Source organism: Coralloluteibacterium thermophilum, assembly GCF_042654365.1.
GTDB lineage: Bacteria > Pseudomonadota > Gammaproteobacteria > Xanthomonadales > Xanthomonadaceae > Coralloluteibacterium > Coralloluteibacterium thermophilum.
This window is the reverse complement of sequence record NZ_JBHSGG010000034.1, coordinates 1-14,087: the sequence shown is the minus strand read 5'-3', so window position 1 is coordinate 14,087 and position 14,087 is coordinate 1. Positions and strand designations below refer to the sequence as shown.

Annotated in this window: 11 protein-coding genes and 1 tRNA gene; 8 read left to right on the top strand and 4 right to left on the bottom strand. The window is 72.5% G+C overall.

The features are described 5' to 3' along the window. The first annotated feature begins 69 nt into the window (after positions 1 to 69). Positions 70 to 540 (top strand): azurin, encoded by a 471-nt coding sequence (gene azu / locus ACFO3Q_RS12445; RefSeq protein WP_377005044.1) that lies wholly within the window; start codon positions 70 to 72, stop codon positions 538 to 540. A gap of 42 nt (positions 541 to 582) precedes the next feature. Here azu and ACFO3Q_RS12440 read toward each other — a convergent pair whose 3' ends face one another. After that, complete coding sequence (locus ACFO3Q_RS12440; RefSeq protein WP_377005043.1) at positions 583 to 726, bottom strand: hypothetical protein; 144 nt, start codon at positions 724 to 726, stop codon at positions 583 to 585. Positions 727 to 1,721: 995 nt separating this feature from the next. On the opposite strand from ACFO3Q_RS12440, the gene ACFO3Q_RS12435 reads away from it, so the two are divergent. Together ACFO3Q_RS12435 and ACFO3Q_RS12430 are read left to right on the top strand one after the other, a co-directional pair. Beyond that, positions 1,722 to 2,372 carry a DUF6498-containing protein gene (locus ACFO3Q_RS12435; RefSeq protein ID WP_377005042.1) on the top strand — a complete coding sequence of 217 codons (651 nt, stop codon included), beginning with the start codon at positions 1,722 to 1,724 and terminating at the stop codon, positions 2,370 to 2,372. A 185-nt stretch (positions 2,373 to 2,557) separates the two neighbouring features. Then, positions 2,558 to 3,589 carry an NAD(P)-dependent alcohol dehydrogenase gene (locus ACFO3Q_RS12430; RefSeq protein WP_377005041.1) on the top strand — a complete coding sequence of 344 codons (1,032 nt, stop codon included), beginning with the start codon at positions 2,558 to 2,560 and terminating at the stop codon, positions 3,587 to 3,589. A gap of 96 nt (positions 3,590 to 3,685) precedes the next feature. Here ACFO3Q_RS12430 and ACFO3Q_RS12425 read toward each other — a convergent pair. Further along, positions 3,686 to 3,762, bottom strand: a tRNA-Arg gene (locus tag ACFO3Q_RS12425). 81 nt (positions 3,763 to 3,843) lie between these two features. On the opposite strand from ACFO3Q_RS12425, the gene ACFO3Q_RS12415 reads away from it, so the two are divergent. Beyond that, entirely contained in the window at positions 3,844 to 6,387 is a 2,544-nt protein-coding gene (locus ACFO3Q_RS12415) for an EAL domain-containing protein (protein ID WP_417291718.1), read from the top strand. Between the two features lie 104 nt (positions 6,388 to 6,491). Here the strand turns inward: ACFO3Q_RS12415 and ligD are convergent, their stop codons facing one another. Together ligD and ku are read right to left on the bottom strand one after the other, a co-directional pair. After that, positions 6,492 to 9,020, bottom strand: coding sequence for a DNA ligase D (gene ligD, locus ACFO3Q_RS12410; RefSeq protein WP_377005040.1), 2,529 nt, complete (start codon positions 9,018 to 9,020; stop codon positions 6,492 to 6,494). A 3-nt stretch (positions 9,021 to 9,023) separates the two neighbouring features. Then, positions 9,024 to 9,995, bottom strand: coding sequence for a non-homologous end joining protein Ku (ku, locus tag ACFO3Q_RS12405; protein WP_377005039.1), 972 nt, complete (start codon positions 9,993 to 9,995; stop codon positions 9,024 to 9,026). A 139-nt stretch (positions 9,996 to 10,134) separates the two neighbouring features. On the opposite strand from ku, the gene ACFO3Q_RS12400 reads away from it, so the two are divergent. From ACFO3Q_RS12400 to ACFO3Q_RS12385, 4 genes are all read left to right on the top strand, one after another. Beyond that, a complete protein-coding gene (locus ACFO3Q_RS12400) occupies positions 10,135 to 11,016 on the top strand; it encodes an SDR family oxidoreductase (protein ID WP_377005038.1) in 882 nt (293 codons plus the stop codon). Positions 11,017 to 11,225: 209 nt separating this feature from the next. Further along, positions 11,226 to 12,545, top strand: coding sequence for an ergothioneine biosynthesis protein EgtB (gene egtB, locus ACFO3Q_RS12395; protein ID WP_377005037.1), 1,320 nt, complete (start codon positions 11,226 to 11,228; stop codon positions 12,543 to 12,545). Beyond that, entirely contained in the window at positions 12,542 to 13,537 is a 996-nt protein-coding gene (gene egtD / locus ACFO3Q_RS12390; RefSeq protein ID WP_377005036.1) for an L-histidine N(alpha)-methyltransferase, read from the top strand. The genes egtB and egtD overlap by 4 nt, the downstream gene beginning before the upstream one ends. A gap of 7 nt (positions 13,538 to 13,544) precedes the next feature. Further along, positions 13,545 to 13,748 carry a hypothetical protein gene (locus ACFO3Q_RS12385; protein WP_377005035.1) on the top strand — a complete coding sequence of 68 codons (204 nt, stop codon included), beginning with the start codon at positions 13,545 to 13,547 and terminating at the stop codon, positions 13,746 to 13,748. Positions 13,749 to 14,087: the final 339 nt, after the last annotated feature.

Sequence of the window (14,087 nt, the reverse complement as noted above, 5' to 3'; positions counted from 1 at the left end):
CTGGATCAAGGCGCGGGCCGACGGCCCCGCCTAGAGTGCCCGGCACCAGAGAACGACCGGAGCAACCCGATGATCCGCAACGCCTTCCCCCTCCTCGCGCTCGGTGCCCTCGGCCTCGCCGGCGCCCTCCACGGCGGCACCGCCCATGCCGCGGACTGCGCCACCACGGTGGAGGCGACCGACACCATGCAGTTCAGCACCGCCACCATCGCGGTGCCGGCATCCTGCGACGCCTTCGAGGTCACCCTGAAGCACGTCGGCAAGCTGCCGAAGAACGTCATGGGCCACAACATCGTCGTCGGCAGGAGCGCCGACCTCGCCGGCATCAACAGCGACGGCATGGCCGCCGGCCTCGACAACGACTACGTGAAGCCCGGCGACGCGCGCGTCGTCGCGCACAGCGCGGTGATCGGCGGCGGCGAGACCACCACCTTCAGCATTCCGGTATCGGCCCTCGCCCAAGGCGAGAGCTACGGCTTCATCTGCTCCTTCCCGGGGCATGCCGGCATCATGAAGGGCAGCGTCGTCCTCGCCGACTGAGGCACCGCGGGAACGGGCGGATGGCGCCCGCCCGTTCCCGCGTCAGGCTCCCCCGCCCGCCACAGCGCGCGGCGCCAGCAGGCCGAGCAGCAGGCGACGGCGCATGTCGCGCATCCGCGCGAGGGAGGCGGGCGGTACGCCCTGCATGAGGATGCTGCCCACCAGCCACTGCACTGCGGGCGCCAAGGCGAGCTCGAGTGCTCGGGGAGCACGCCGCGGCGCACGATGCCGCGTTCGACCCTGGCGTCGCCGCCGCCTGGTCCCCGGCGCGGCAGCGCGGTACGACGCGTTCGTGCCAGCGACGGATCAGAGGCGCGGCGCGTTCGCTCTCGGCGAACATCAGCTTGAACGCGGTGCCGACCGCGGGATCCTGCAGCCGCGCATGGATCCGGTCGAGATGGCCGTCGACGATCTCCTGCAGGGACCTGTCCCCGATGCCGTCGAGCAGCCCGCGCCGGCATCGCCTTCCACGGGTGCGAGCACGGTCATCAGCAGCGCGTCGAGGATCGCCTCCTGCCCGGGTAGTGCGCGTAGACGCCGTTCTTCGAGAGCCGCACACGCCACGCGATGCCCTCCATGGGCGCGCCGGCGAAGCGTGCGTGCGGCGGCCGAACCCGCTCGCATAGCCAATGCCCGCCTGTTCTCGGTGCACCTGCGATGCCGGGCTTGTTCGAGGGCGGGAAGGACAGCAAGGCAGAAGCGCCCCCACCCCAGCCCTCCCCCGCTTCGCAGGGGAGGGGGCGGTCAGGCCTGAGGAATGCGTGCAGGGACATGAGCGACGCGCGCTGGGCAGCGGCGCGGAGTGAGTCCAGAGACGCGAGGAACGGGCGGGGGGAGTCGCACGTTTCCCGCGTTTCCCACTCCTCATGCCTCACTCCCCGCACGACGCGCTCCTTCCCCCGCCTGCGGGGGAAGGCTGGGATGGGGGTGAGCGCGCGCAGCGCGTGCCTGTCTTCCGTGCTCCGCCCACTCAGCCAGGGGCCGCGTCGCGCGCGCACCTGGGGATGCAGCCGGATGCGCCTGCGCGGCGTCCTGGGCTCGGGCGAACCGGTCATGGCATGGCGATGCAGCCGTGGGCCGGCGGGACAGGGCTGCGGCATTCCAGTCGTCCGCCCGGAGCGCGCCGTGAGCCTGCAGAGGTTGCGGGGCTAGAATCGGGCGCGCCCGATGCAGCTTCCGGAATGGACCCGACCACACCACCAGCAACGCGCTCCCGTCCGCGCACCGATGCCGACCGCGGCCTCGCCGGCATCCTGCTGAGCAATGCGCTGACCCTCGGCGTCGCGCTCTGGCAGCAGTGGAGCGTGCTCGACCTGCTGTGGCCGTTCTTCATCCAGAGCCTGATCATCGGCTGGTACGCCCGCCGCCGGCTGCTGCTGGCGCCGCATCTCGACGTCGGCGGACTGAAGATCAACGGAAGGCAGGTGACGGACCCCGAGGCGGCCCGGCGCGTCCTCGGCTGGTTCTTTCCGCTGCACTACGGTTTCTTCCACCTGGTCTACGCGGTGTTCCTGCTCGTGGAGGGCGCCAGGCTCGGCGGGCAGGGCGGCATCCGGTGGCCGTTCTACGCGGTGCTGGCGCTGTCGTTCTGGATCGCCCACCGCGCTTCGCACCGCGAGCACCTCGCGGCCGACACCGCAGGCCCCAGGAACGCCGGGGTGCTGATGTTCATGCCCTACCTGCGCGTCGTGCCCATGCACCTCGCCCTCATCGTGATGGCGAACCTGGACCCGGGGCGCCACGGCCTCGCCTTCGTGGCGATGTTCATGGCGATGAAGACCGCGGCCGACGCGGGGATGCACATCGTCGAGCACCGCATCCTGCGGCGCTGAGGTTGTCGGTCCGGGAGTGCCGGCGTCGTCGGGTGAGGCGCCTGCGCGCTGTCCGGCCGCCCGTGCCGTCGCTTCGCGCCCGCGACGGTCACGCGCGGTCGTCCGCACTCGTCTCGTCGCGACGGCGACGCCGTGCGTGCTTCCATCGGGCCGGAATCCGCCGCGCAGGCAGAAGGAGAGGTGCAATGAAAGCCGTGCAGTTCATCGAAGCCGGGCGTCCGCCCGAGGTCGTCGACGTCCCCGTGCCGGAACCGACGTCGGGGGAGGTGGTGATCCGCGTCGCCGGTGCCGGGGTCTGCCACTCCGACCTCCACATCCTCGACGATGGCCTGGGCATGCAGGGCCCGTTCACCCTGGGGCACGAGAACACCGGGTGGATCAGCGCGGTGGGCGCGGGCGTCGAGGGCTGGAAGGAGGGCGACGCGGTCGCGGTCTACGGCCCCTGGGGCTGCGGCCGCTGCCGCACCTGCCAGACCTCCGCCGAGAACTACTGCGAGCGCCACGCCAGCATCCCGACCTACGGCGGCGGCCTCGGCTCCGACGGCGGCATGGCCGAGTACATGCGCGTGCCCTCGCCGCGCCTGCTGGTGCCGCTCGGCGGCCTGGACCCGGTGAAGGCGGCGCCGCTGAGCGACGCGGCGCTCACGCCCTACCACGCGATCAAGCGCGCCCTGCCGCTGCTGACGCCCGACGCCACCGTGCTGGTGGTCGGCATCGGGGGCCTCGGGCACATGGCCGTGCAGCTGCTGCAGGCGCTCACCCCGGCGACCCTCATCGCCGCGGACATCGACGACGGCAAGCTGGAGCACGCCCGCGCGATGGGCGTGGAGCACCTGGTGAACACCCGCGATGCCGATGCGGCGGCAGAACGGATCGCGGCGATCGCCGGCCCCCGCGGCGTCACGGTGGCGCTCGACATCGTCGGGGCGCAGCCGACCGTGGACCTGTGCGTGCGCGTGGTCGGGCGCAACAGCCGCATCACCGTCGTGGGCCTCGGCGGCGGCGTGGTCCAGTACGCCGCCAACAGCCCGCCCTACGGTTGCGAGGTCAGCGTGCCCTACTGGGGTTCGCGCACCGAGCTGATGGAGGTCATCGCACTGGCCGAGACCGGGCGGATCCATGCCGAGGTCGAGATCTTCCCGCTGGAGCAGGCGGCGGACGTCTACCAGCGCCTGCGCGAGGGCCGCATCCGCGGCCGCGCGGTGTTGACGCCCTGAACGGTGCCGCCTCCGGGAGATCCCGGCGGGCCGTCGCACAGCGGCGGATCGGAGGCACCGTGGCGTAGGCGACCGGCGAACGCCGGTGCGGGAAGATGGCGCGCCTGGAGGGATTCGAACCCCCGACCAACGGCTTCGGAAGCCGCTACTCTATCCGGCTGAGCTACAGGCGCGTGGCCGCGCATTCTGGCATGGATCGGGCGTGCCGCGCGAGCCATCCGGGCCATCATGGGCGCGATGCCCGGGGAGCGGCGATGGAGGACGGGCCCATGCAGGCGGAGGCGGTGCGACCGCGGCGGCGGATCCTGGTGCTGGATGCCGTGCGTCCACGTGGGCAGCGGGTCGCGGCGCTGTGCGAGGTGGCCTTCGGCGAGGCGCGCGGCAGCGCGGCGCCGGCGGTCGAGCGGCCGGGCGGCTACCGGGCTGGCCTGGCCTTCCTCGACGAGGCCGGTGCGGACTGCGACGCCTACGTGGTGGCCGCCGACCTCGATGCCGGCGGCGCGTGGGCCTGGCTGCGCGAGGCGCGGGCGCGCGGTCACCTGCAGCCGGCCGTGGTCTACCTCGACGGCGGCGAAATTCCGGCCGGCAGCGATCCCGCCGCGGCGACGGTCAGCCTGCCCGACGAGGACGCCGCCGCAGCGGCCGCCCTGGCCGCCGCCTTCGCCAGCGCGCGGCGCGCCCCGGTCCAGTGCGAGCCGCCCAGCGCGGAACTCCTGCAGCAGGTGCTCGACCGCCACCCGCAGGGCGTCGCCATCCTCGACATGGAGGCGGCGCACCCGATCGTCTACGCGAACGCGGCGTTCGAGCGGCTCACCGGCTACGCGCAGGCGGGCCTCACCGCCGGAGCGCTGCGCCGCGCCTTCGTGCAGCGGCGCGGCCGCCGCGAGGCGCTGCGCCTGCTGCGCGCGCGGCGGGAGGCGCGCGCCGGGGTGGCGACCCTGCTGCTGCGCCGCGCGGACGGGCGCGAGGCGGCCTTCGAGGTGCAGCTGGCGCCCCTGCGCGAGGCCGCGGCCACCCCGGGACGCCGGCACATGGTCTACCTGCGCGAGGCGCCGAACCCGGCCGCCGAGGTCGATGCGCGCGACGACCGTGATCCGATCAGCGGCATCCCCCGCTTCGGCGTGCACGAGGACTACCTCGCCGCGGCGCTCGCGGACGCGCGGGCGCGTGGCGGCCGCGTGGCGGTCTACCACATCGACCTCGACGGCTTCCGCGCGGTCAACGACAACATGGACGAGATGGTCGGCAACCAGGCGCTGGCGCAGGTCGCCTCGCGCCTGGTCGGCCTGCTCGACGGCCGCGGCCGCGTGTGGCGACTGGTCAGCGACGAGTTCCTGGCGGTGGTGCCGCTGCGCGATGCCGAGCTCGATCCGCTGGCGCTGGGCGAGGCGCTGCGCGCGCGGCTGGAAGCGCCCATCACCATCCTTCCCTACAACGTGTTCCTGACCGCCACGGTCGGCGTGGCGCTGTTCCCGGACCACGCCGACGGCGCGGCCGGCGTGCTGGCCTGCGCGGCCAGTGCGGTCGACGTCGGCAAGCGCAGCGAAGCCAACAGCGTGCGCATGTACACCGACGGCGGGCGCGAGCGGCGCGAGCGGCACACGCTCGGCTCGCTGATCAGCCACGCGCTGGCCAACGGCGAGATGCTGCTGCAGTACCAGCCGCAGGTCCGCGCGCAGGATGCGCGGGTGATCGCCTTCGAGGCGCTGCTGCGCTGGCAGTCGCCGCACCACGGGCTGCTGACCGCCTCCCGCTTCATGCACATCGCCGACCGCCTCGGCCTGCTGGTCTCGCTCGGCGACTGGGCGGTGGATACGGCCTGCGCGCAGCTGTCCGGCTGGATCCGGCGCGGCTTCGACGACATCGGCATGTCGGTCAACATCGCCGGCCGCCAGCTGCTGCGCCCGCGCTTCGCCGAGGAGGTCGAGGCCGCCCTGCAGCGCCACAACGTGCCGCCGGCCCGGCTCGAGCTGGAGATCGCGGAGAACTCGCTCACCAGCAACTTCGCCCGCGCCAAGCGCACGCTCGGGGCGCTCAAGGAGGTCGGGGTCGGCCTCACCCTGGACGACTTCGGCGTCGACCACTCCGCGCTCGGCCATCTCGCCCAGGTGCCGGTGGACAAGCTCAAGATCGACCGCAGTTTCGTCGCCGGCATCTCCACCGACGCCGGGGAGGCGGTGATCGCGCGCGCGATCATCGCCATGGGCCACGAGCTGGGCCTGAAGGTCATGGCCGAGGGCGTGGAGACCGAGGCCCAGCTCGGCTACCTGCGCCGCAACCACTGCGACGAGCTCCAGGGGCAGCTGCTGGCGCCGCCGCTGCCCGCCGACGAGGCGGAGGCCCTGCTGCACCGGCGCGTGCTGCGCCCGGAGGCCTTCGCGGCCACGCGGCCGGACCGCACCCTGCTGCTGCTCGACGACGAGGAGAACGTGCTGCGCTCGCTGGTGCGCCTGTTCCGCACCGAGGGCTACCGCGTGCTCACCGCCTCCAACGTGCGCGACGCCTTCCAGCTCCTCGCCACCCACGAGGTGCAGGTCATCCTTTCCGACCAGCGCATGTCGGACATGAGCGGCACGGAGTTCCTCGGCAAGGTGAAGGAGCTCTACCCCGACACCGTGCGCCTGATCCTCTCGGGCTACACCGACCTCGCCACGGTGACCGACGCGATCAACCGCGGCGCGATCTACCGCTTCCTCACCAAGCCGTGGAACGACGACGAACTGCGCGGCCACATCGGCGAGGCCTTCCGCACCTGGAGCGCCCAGGCCGAACGCGGCCGGCGGCGCGAGGGCCGGTGAGGCAAGGCGAGGAGTGAGTGCAGAGAAGAGGGAAGCGAAGGGCGAGGGGGCCGTGCTCTCTCTCTCGCTTCTCACTCCTCATCTCCCACTCCTCGCCTCGCCCCTCACTCCCCGAACCGCGGCAGCCCCTGCTTCAGCGTCGCGATTCCCTCCCAGGGATCGGCCTTGAGCGTCTGCGCACGGCGCAGGGCCCGGGCCAGGGTGTAGTCGGCGCCGGACCGGGTGCGGCCGAGTTCGTCCCAGCGGATGGGCATGGCGACGGGCGCGCCGGGACGCGCGCGCAGCGACCAGTTGGTCACGCTGGTGGCGCCGCGGCCGTTGCGCAGCCAGTCGATGAAGATCCTCCCGGGCCGCTTGGCCTTGCTGGCGACGGCGAGGTAGCGCTCGGGCGCCTGGGCGGCCATCGCCCTGGCGAAGGCGCCGCAGAAGGCCTTGGTTTCGTCCCAGTCGGCGCGGCGGTCCAGCGGCACGACCACGTGCACGCCCTTGCCGCCGGACAGCCGCACGAAGCTTTCCAGGCCCGCCTCGCGCAGGCGGGAGCGGATCTCCCGCGCCGCGGCGACGATGTCCTTCCAGCCCACGCCCGCGCCGGGATCGAGGTCGAACACGATGCGGTCGGGGTGTTCGGGGTCGTCGATGCGCGCGCCCCAAGGGTGGAACTCGAGGGTGTTCATCTGCACCAGCTGCATGACCGCCGGCAGGCCGTCGACGTAGAGGTAGTCCTCGCGGTCGCCCCCCTTCTCCTCGATGGGGATGGCGCCGACCCTGTCGCCCAGCTTGCTGGCGTGGTGCTTCTGGAAGAAGCAGGTGCCGGCGGCGCCGTCCGGGCAGCGGATCAGCGAGAGCGGGCGGTTGACCAGCTCCGGGAGCAGGTGCGCCGCGACCGCGCGGTAGTAGGCGGCGACGTCGCCCTTGGTGATGCCGTCCTCCGGAAACACCACGCGCTCGGGATGGCTGATGTCCACGCTCTCGTCTCCGCGTTCGGTGCGCAGGCCGAGGTCCGCCACGTCCTTGTCCTCGCGCAGGCGCTGGAAGCTGGCCTGGCGCAGCAGGCCCTCCTTGGCCCAGCCGCGGAAGGCCACCTCGGCCACCAGTTCCGGCCGGACCCAGGTGACGCCGCGCTTGGCGGCGGGCAGGTGGCCCGGCAGCACCACGCTGGGTTCGCGCTGCTCGAGCGGCTTCAGGCGCTGCATCAGCGCCTTGATCGTGCGGTCGTCGTAGCCGGTGCCGACGCGGCCCACGTAGCGCGGCACGCCATCGACGACCTGCGCCATGAGCAGGGCGCCGAAACCCTGGCGCGCGCCCTTGGGCGCGGAGTAGCCCACCACGACGAACTCGTCGGTGTTGGTGTGCTTCACCTTCACCCAGTCGCTGCCGCGGCCCTGCGTGTAGCCGGCGCCGACGCGCTTGCAGATGATGCCCTCCAGCGCCTGCTTCGCGCTCGCGGCGAAGACCTCCTCGCCGTGCCCCACGACGTGCTGGCTGAAGGCCAGCGCCTCGCTGCCGTCGTGGGCGAGCAGGGCCTCCAGCAGGCGCTTGCGCTCGATCAGCGGCGCGCGCGTCAGGTCCACGTCCTCGAGCGCGGGCATGTCGAACATCAGGTAGCGCAGCGGCGTGCGCGCGGTGCCGTCGAGCGTGCGCTGCAGGGCCGAGAAGTCGCTGCGGCCCTGGGCGTCGAGTGCGACCAGCTCGCCGTCGAAGCGTCCGCTGCGCACCGGCAGCGCCTCGATGGCCTGGCGGATGTCGGGGAAGTCCTCGCTCCAGTCGAGGTCGTTGCGGGAGCGCAGGCGCGCCACGCCGTCGTCGAGGTCGACCAGCATGCGGTAGCCGTCCCACTTGACCTCGTGCAGCCAGTCGTCGCCGCGGGGCGGCGTCTCGCGCAGGCCGCACAGCTGCGGCCTGAAGCCCGCCGGCAGCGGCCGGTCGCGGGCGCCCTCGATGGCCAGCGCCTGCGCGTGCCAGTCCTGCGTGCGTCGGCGCGCTGCCTTCTTCGCCGCCCGGGCCGGCGCCTTCCCCGTCGCCTTCGTGCCGCGCGTGCCCCTGCCCTTCGACGTCCCGGCCTCGGCCGCGGGCCTGCTGCCGAGCAGGCGCCCGGTGCCGCCCAGTTCCGGCGGAACGAAATCGTCGGCGTCGGCGTCGCGCGCGAAGGCGTCCTCGCGCTTGAGCAGCAGCCAGCTGGGCTTGCCGCCGCGCATGCGGGTGCGCACCAGCTTGAAGGCACCCTGCAGCGTCTCGCCGTGCAGCTCGAAGTCGAGCTTGCCGGCGGCGATGCCTTCCAGCGGATCGCCGTCGCAGGCCCACACGCCGTGGTCGAACACCATCACGTGCCCGGCGCCGTAGTTGCCCTCCGGGATCTCGCCCTCGAAGCTGGCGTAGGACAGCGGGTGATCCTCCACCTGCATCGCCAGGCGCTTCTCGCCCGCGCGCAGCGACGGGCCCTTGGGCACGGCCCAGCTCTTGAGCGCGCCGTCGGCCTCCAGGCGGAAATCGAAATGGCGCGCACGCGCGTGGTGGAGCTGGACGACGAAGATGGGGCGGCGCCCCGACCGCGGCGCGCGCCGGGCCGCGGCGTCGTCCTCGGGCTCGGGCGTGTCGGCGAAGCGCCGCTTGCGCACGTACTCGCGCAGGCTCATGGATCAGCCCGTCCGGCGCAGCGGCGCGCTCTTCTTCTTCGCGCTCTTCTTGGCCGCCTTCTTGGCCGCGGACTTGGCCGGCGCCTTCTTCGTCGCGCTCTTTGCCGCGCTCTTCCTCGCGGTCTTCTTCGCCGGGGCACCCTCGTCCTTGGAGGCCGGCGCGCTCTTGGCCGGGGTGCGCCTGTTGGTCTCCAGGCTCTGCTTGAGCAGGGCCATGAAGTCGACGACGTTGGTGCTCGCATCCTCGGGCACCTGCGGCTCGTCCTCGCGGCTGACCACGCCCTTGGACTCGAGCCGCTTCTGGATGACCGCCTGCAGGCGCTCGCGGAACTCGTCGCGGTAGTCCTCGGGCTTCCAGTCGGTCGACATCGACTCGATGAGCTGCTCGGCCATCTCCAGCTCGCGGTCGGAGATGCGGTACTGCGAGGGCGACCCGGCGGGGATCCTGTACTCGTCCAGGTCCACCAGCTCCTGCGGATAGCGCAGCAGCATGAGCACCAGCGCGTCGCCCTGCGGCATCACCGCGGAGAGGTACTCGCGGGTGCGGATCACCACGCGCGCGATGCCGACCTTGCCGGTGCGCGAGAGCACCTCGCGCAGCAGCACGTAGCCCTTCTCCGCCTTCTTGCCGGGCACCAGCACGTAGGGCTTCTCGTAGAACTGCGGGACGATCGCCCCGCCGTCGACGAAGGCCTCCACCTCGACCGCCTCGCGTCCCTCCGCGGAGGCCGACTTGATGTCGTCCGGTTCGAGCACGACGTAGTTGCCCTTGTCGTACTCGAAGGCCTTGACGATCTCCTTCCACGGTACCTCCTCGCCGGTCTCGGCGTTGACCCGCTCGTAGCGGATCGGCGTGTTGTCGCGCGCGTCCAGCATGCGGAAGTGCAGATCGACCTTGCGCTCGGCGGTCATCAGCGAGACCGGCACGTTGAGCAGGCCGAAGGAGAGGGTTCCGGTCCAGATGGGGCGTGCCATGGCGGCATCCACGCGGGGGTGAGTCCTTCCGATTCCAGCAGCGCCGGGATGAAGACCGCATCACCTGCGCGATCTTGCCGCGGGCTTTGCGCGCCGCGTGCGACAACCCGGCTCCCGTTCCTCCCCCCGGAGCCGAGCCATGAGCAAGACCGAAGACCCCACCTCCCGCCAGCAGGGCGGCCAGCCCGCGCAGCAGCAGGCGCACCAGCCCGGCCGCGAGACGAAGATGGATCCCGAGCCCGTGGTCATCCGCGAGGACTACCGCGGCAGCGGCAAGCTCGACGGCAAGGTGGCCCTGATCACCGGCGGCGACAGCGGCATCGGCCGCGCGGTGGCGGTGCACTTCGCGCGCGAGGGCGCCGACGTCGCCATCGCCCATCTCGACGAGGACGAGGACGCCCGCGAGACCCGCCGCATGGTCGAGGCCGAGGGCCGGCGCTGCCACGTCTTCGGTGGCGACCTCGGCGACCCCGAACAGTGCCGCCGCCTCGTGGACGAGACCGTGCGCGAGCTGGGGCGGCTCGACGTCTACGTCAACAACGCGGCGGAGCAGCACGAGTCCGAGAGCCCGGAGGAACTCACCCCCGAGCAGATCGAGCGCACCTTCCGCACCAACATCTTCGCCTACATGAACGTCGTGGCCGCGGCCCTGCCGCACCTGCCCGACGACGGCGCGATCATCGCCACCGGCTCCGTCACCGGCGCGCGCGGGCACGGCACGCTGCCGGACTACGCCGCCACCAAGGGCGCGATCCACGCTTTCAGCTTCTCGCTGGCGACCCAGCTCGCCGAGCGCGGCATCCGCGTCAACGTGGTCGCGCCGGGCCCGATCTGGACGCCGCTCATCCCCGCGAGCTTCCCCGCGGAGAAGGTGAAGAGCTTCGGCGCCGACACGCCGATGAAGCGCCCCGGCCAGCCCGCCGAGGTGGCCCCGGCCTTCGTGTTCCTCGCCTCGAAGGACGCCTCCTACGTCACCGGGCAGGTCATCCACGTCAACGGCGGGAGCTTCATCAGCGCCTGAGGAAGGCGCGCGCCCGGGCCGCATCCCGCCGGCGGAGCGGATGCGGCCGTCGCGGTCGCGCGAGAGGCAGCCGCGCGGCTGAACGGAAACCGCGCGTCCGCACCCGGAATCGCTGCGCTGCAGCGCGCTCGTCACATGGATTCAATGGTTGCATCCGCATCCTTTGCGGGGTCGCGACGGCATTGCCGTCCCCCCGAGATCGACGCCCTATGTCCTCCGTCACGGCTTCCGCCGCAGACGCGCGCGCCGTCGGCGCGGCACGCCAGCGCACCGCCGACGCCTACCGCAGCGTGCGCGAGACGACGCTGCGTCTCGCCGCGCCGCTGGCGCCCGAGGACACCGTCGCGCAGTCGATGCCGGAAGCCAGCCCGGTCAAGTGGCATCTCGCGCACACGACCTGGTTCTTCGAGGCCTTCGTGCTCGCGCGCGATCCCGCCTACCGCCCGCCGCATCCCGACTGGCACTACCTCTTCAACTCCTACTACCAGAGCGTGGGGCCGATGCACGCGCGGCCGCAGCGCGGCCTGCTGACGCGGCCGACGCTCGACGAGGTGGTCGCCTGGCGCGCGCACGTGGACGGCTGCCTGCTGGAACGGCTGGCGCGCGACGACGGTCCGGCGCTGCACGCCCTCGTCCGCCTCGGCCTCAACCACGAGCAGCAGCACCAGGAGCTGCTGCTGACCGACGTCAAGCACCTGTTCTCCATCCATCCGCTGCGGCCCGCCTATCGGGAGGACCTGGCCGCGCCGCCCGCGGGGCGCGCGACGCCGCTGCGCTTCGTGCCCGGCGAGACGGGCGTCCGCACGATCGGACACGCCGCCGAGGGCGAGGGCTTCGCCTTCGACTGCGAAACGCCGCGGCACGGCGTGCTTCTTCAGCCGCACGCCCTCGCCGACCGCTGCGCGACCAACGCCGAGTTCCTGGAATTCGTGCGCGACGGCGGCTACCGCACGCCCGCACTGTGGATGGCCGAGGGCTGGGACCTGGTGTGCCGCGAGGGCTGGACGCGCCCGCTCTATTGGATGGAGGACGAGGCGTCCGAGTTCACCCTGGGCGGCGTGCGCGCGCTCGATCCGCATGCGCCGGTCTGCCACGTGAGCTTCTTCGAGGCCGACGCCTTCGCGCGCTGGGCGGGCGCACGCCTGCCGACCGAGGCCGAGTGGGAGACGCGTGCCGCACGCCTGCCGGTGCGCGGCAACTTCCTCGACGACGGGCTGCTGCACCCCGCCCCGGCGGGCGCCGGCGAAGGTCCGCGCCAGCTCTTCGGCGACGTGTGGGAATGGACCTCCAGCCCCTACGTCGCCTACCCGGGCTTCCGCCCGTTGCCGGGCGCGCTCGGCGAGTACAACGGCAAGTTCATGTGCGGACAGTGGGTGCTGCGCGGCGGGTCCTGCGCCACGCCGGCCGGCCACGTCCGCGCGACCTACCGCAACTTCTTCCATCCCGCCGCACGCTGGCAGTTCGCCGGCATCCGTCTCGCGAAGGACACGGCGGGGCAGGGACCAACGGCCGAGCAGGAGGGCCGATGAACGCACAGTTCGAACTCCACACCCCCGTTCCGCCCGACGGCGTGCACCTGTACGACCTCCATCCCGCCGTCGGCGACATCGCGGCCGACGTGCGCGCCGGCCTGGCGCGCACGCCCAAGCAGCTGCCGTCGAAGTACTTCTACGACGCGCGCGGTTCCGCGCTGTTCGAGGAGATCTGTGCGCAGCCGGAGTACACGCTCACCCGCAACGAGCTGCGCATCCTGCGCGACCGCGCGGGCGAGATCGCCGAGGCCCTCGGCCCGCGCGTGCGCCTGGTGGAGTACGGCAGCGGCGCGGGCGTCAAGACGCGCCTGCTGCTCGACGCGCTCGAGGACCCGGTCGCCTACCTGCCCATCGAGATCTCGCGCGAGGCGCTGCTCGCCAGCGTGCGCGAGCTGGCCCTGCGCTACCCGGAGGTCGAGATGCTGCCGGTCTGCGCCGACTTCACGCGGCCGCTGGTGCTGCCGCGGCCGCGCCGCGAGTTCGCGCGCACCGCGATCTTCTTCCCGGGTTCGACGCTGGGGAACTTCGAGCATCGCGACGCCTGCCGCCTGCTCGCGCAGATGCGCGCCGAGATGGGCCGCGACGGCGCGGCCATCGTCGGCATCGACCTGGTCAAGGAACGCAGCCTGATCGAGGCCGCCTACAACGACGCCGCCGGCGTCACCGCCCAGTTCACGCTCAACCTCCTGGCGCGCATCAACCGCGAGCTCGATGCCGACTTCGACCTGTCGAGGTTCCGCCACCGCGCGGTCTACAACCCGATGGCCATGCGCGTGGAGACCCACATCGTCAGCCTCGCCGGCCAGGACGTGACCGTGGACGGGCGCCGCGTGCATTTCGCCGAGGGCGAGCCGGTGCTGGTGGAGTACAGCTGCAAGTACACGCCGGACCGCTTCGCCGCGCTGGCCCGCCGCGCCGGCCTCGAGGTCGCCCGGCTGTGGACCGACGCCTCCGCGCACTTCGCCATCGCCCTCCTGCAGCGCGCCTGAGGTCGTGATGCACACCGAACCGTTCGAGACCCCGGATCCCGCCCCGCGCGAGATTCCCGACCCGGCGCCGCCGGAGAAGACCCCGCCCACGCCGCAGGAGATCCCGCCGGGCCCCGAGGAATCGCCGCGGCCCCCGGAGACGCCCGAAGGCCCGCCTCCCGCCCCGCCGGAAGTGCCCGAAGGGCCGGGCCGTCGGGGGCTTGAGGAGTGAGTGGGAGGAGTGAGGAACGAGGGCCAGTGCGTGCGCTTCCTCTTGTTTCTCGCTCCTCATCTCTCACTCCTCACCGGGGGTGAGCGCGCGCAGCGCGCTGCTTGAGAAGTGAGTGGAGAGAACGCGCAGTCGCATCTCCTCCCTCGTTTCTCACTCCTCAATGTCTCACTTCACATGTCTCACTTCTCGCAGCAGAAGCGCCCCCTCCCCCAACCCTCCCCCGCTGTCCGCGGGGGAGGGGGCTGCGGGGCTTGAGGAGTGAGTGGGGAGGAGTGAGAAACGAGTACGGGCGGTCGCGCCGGCTCCGGCGTCCCACTCATGTCTCGCTTCCCGAGCGGT

Coding starts and splice junctions, on each gene's coding strand:
- azu (WP_377005044.1), top strand. CDS start 70: ATGATCCGCAACGCCTTCCCCCTCCTCGCGCTCGGTGCCCTCGGCCTC.
- ACFO3Q_RS12435 (WP_377005042.1), top strand. CDS start 1,722: ATGGACCCGACCACACCACCAGCAACGCGCTCCCGTCCGCGCACCGAT.
- ACFO3Q_RS12430 (WP_377005041.1), top strand. CDS start 2,558: ATGAAAGCCGTGCAGTTCATCGAAGCCGGGCGTCCGCCCGAGGTCGTC.
- ACFO3Q_RS12415 (WP_417291718.1), top strand. CDS start 3,844: ATGGAGGACGGGCCCATGCAGGCGGAGGCGGTGCGACCGCGGCGGCGG.
- ligD (WP_377005040.1), bottom strand. CDS start 9,020: ATGAGCCTGCGCGAGTACGTGCGCAAGCGGCGCTTCGCCGACACGCCC.
- ku (WP_377005039.1), bottom strand. CDS start 9,995: ATGGCACGCCCCATCTGGACCGGAACCCTCTCCTTCGGCCTGCTCAAC.
- ACFO3Q_RS12400 (WP_377005038.1), top strand. CDS start 10,135: ATGAGCAAGACCGAAGACCCCACCTCCCGCCAGCAGGGCGGCCAGCCC.
- egtB (WP_377005037.1), top strand. CDS start 11,226: ATGTCCTCCGTCACGGCTTCCGCCGCAGACGCGCGCGCCGTCGGCGCG.
- egtD (WP_377005036.1), top strand. CDS start 12,542: ATGAACGCACAGTTCGAACTCCACACCCCCGTTCCGCCCGACGGCGTG.
- ACFO3Q_RS12385 (WP_377005035.1), top strand. CDS start 13,545: ATGCACACCGAACCGTTCGAGACCCCGGATCCCGCCCCGCGCGAGATT.